General features: G+C 71.0%; 1 protein-coding gene. It reads right to left on the minus strand.

Going from position 1 to position 2,444, the window contains the following annotated elements:
- Positions 1 to 39 precede the first annotated feature (39 nt).
- Positions 40 to 1,998, minus strand: coding sequence for a condensation domain-containing protein (locus DEH69_RS22920; protein ID WP_258534892.1), 1,959 nt, complete (start codon positions 1,996 to 1,998; stop codon positions 40 to 42).
- Positions 1,999 to 2,444 lie beyond the last annotated feature (446 nt).

Genomic DNA, 2,444 nt, shown 5'->3' on the forward strand with positions numbered 1-2,444 from the left:
TCGCTCATCAGGCGTCTCCTTGATCATCAGATCCGCCGTCTATCGGACACTCCCCTTGCCGGTGCTGCCGGAGGTGTAGATGACGTACGCGATGCCGTCTGGCCCCGCCGCGAGCGGCGGGTTGTCGTCCGGCAGTGCCGCCAGTGCGTCGCGGACCTCGTCCAGCATCACGACGGGCGCGCCGACCTCGCTCACGGCCTTGCCCGCCTCGGCGTGCGCGAGCACCACTCGCAACTGGGCGTCTTCGGCGATCTCGGCGACGCGCCCGGAGGGGTGCGCCGTGTCGAGAGGCACGTAGGCCGCGCCGGCCTTGAGCACCGCGAGGATCGCAGTCGGCAGGTCCAGGTTCCTACGCAGACACAGACCGACCCGCGCGCCCGGCTCCACACCGTGCGCGCGCAGCAGGGCGGCGAGCCGGTTCGCGCGGGCATTCAGCTCGGCATAGCCGGTCTCGACACCGGAGACGACGACGGCCACGCCGTCCGGGGTCTCCGCCGCGCGCGCCTCGAACTCCGCGACCACGGTGGACTCGCGAACCGGCCGCACCGGGCCCCCGGCGGCCTCGGTGAGGAACGCCTTGTCCGTGGGGCTCAGCATCTCGGCCGTGGACAGCGGGGCGTCCGGGGCCGCGGTCAGGGTGTGCAGCAGCCCGGCGTAGTGCCGGGTGAACCGGGCGATGCTCTCGGCGTCGAACAGGTGGGTGTTGAACTCGACGGCGAGGTCCGCGCCGGCCCCGGGCTCCGGCCGCCGGCTCAGGCTCCAGCTCATGTCGAAGCAGGAGGTGTGGGTCGGGCCGTCCTCGTACGAGATGTCGATGCCGGGCAGGGCGGCAGCGGTGTCCGTGGTATCCGCGTCCGTCACGCCGAACACGATCTGGAAGACGGGAGAGCGCGACGGGTCGACGACCGGGTCCACCGCTTCGACCAGCTTGTCGAAGGGCAGGCCCGCATGCTCGTCGGCCTCCGCCGACACGCGGGCGACCCGCCGGACCAGCTCGCGGAAGGTCGGATCGCCGGAGAGGTCCGCACGCAGCACGCGCGGATCGGTGAAGCGCCCGACCACCGAGGACACGCTGTCGTGGTGACGGTTCTCGTCCGGCGAGCCGATCACCAGGTCGTCGAGGCCGGAGTACCGGTGCAGCAGCGTGCAGAACGTGGCGACGAGGACGTCGTACGGGCTCGCGTCCACCTGCCGGGCCAGCTCATCGGCCCGCCGCAGGGCTTCGCCCCCGACGGTGAAGCGGGCGCGGTCGCCCGCGAAAGTGCGGGTCTCGCCGCGCGGCCGGTCGGTAGGGAACTCCAGGACCTCGGCGCCCGCCAGCTTGCTGCGCCAGTACGCGCCGATCCTGTCCAGGTCGGCGCTGCCGAGCCGGTCGTGCTGCCACCGGGCGTAGTCCGGGTACTGCACCGACGGTTCGGGCAGGTTCGGTGTGCCGCCGTCGGTCAATGCCGTGTAGAACGCGGCGAGTTCACGCATCAGCACGCCGCGCGAGCGGCTGTCGCAGACGAGGGCGGGCAGGTCGAGCAGGAACAGGTGGTCGTCCGGCTCGACCCTGATCAGTGCCGCGCGCCACATCGGCGTACGGCCCAGGTCGAACGGTTCGGCGGCCCGCCGCTCGATGAGGGCTCGTGCCGCCGCGATGTTCTCCGCCTCGGTCAGCGGCAGGTCGACCGGAACCTCGGTGGCGACGACCTGCATCGGGGCGCCCTCGCGCTCGGCGATCGTGGTCCGCAGCGCCTCGTGCCGGGCCACGGTCGACGCCAGCGCCTCGCGCAGCGTGCCCGCGTCGAGCCTGCCCCGAAGGCGCAGGCACAGCGGGGTGCCGGGGACCGGGTGGTCGAGGAACCGTAGGGTCCGTTGCGCGTGGGAGAGCGGTGTCGGGCCTGTGTGGCCGCGCGATGTCAGCCCGCGCCGTGCCACGGTTTCCGCGTGTTCCCTCAGCCGTGCGAGGAACCGCGTGCGGCGCTGTTCGGGGAGCGCGGCGATGCGCTGGGTCATGTCGGTCACCTGAGTCTCCTGATGCGTAGCGGTGCCTCGCCTGCCGGGTCGTGGTCCGGGCGTGTGGGCAGGTGTGCCAACTCCTCGATGGCACTGGTCAGGACGTCGATGCCATGCAAGTACTCCGAGAGCACGATGTGCTCGTCGTCCGCAGTCCCGCCGCATACGTCTCGGTCACATTCCCCGAGGGAGTAAAAGCCTCCTTCATCGCCGCAACCAATCCAGCAGATGACCCACAATGCGATCCGCGACATCCACCCGGTGGGCCCCTCCCCCACGCCGGCCGTATGCGTCGAACATCCTCTTCTCGTCCGCACCGACCCTGCTCGCAAGCACCGCGATCCCGCAGCCACCCGGGCGCTCTGGTGTCGCTGACACGTGACCTCCGTACTAGCCTCGTGCTTTCACGAGGTGGGCTGTCCAGAGGTTGATCACGAAGACAGAAA

It is taken from the genome of Streptomyces sp. PT12 (genome assembly GCF_003311645.1).
GTDB lineage: Bacteria > Actinomycetota > Actinomycetes > Streptomycetales > Streptomycetaceae > Streptomyces.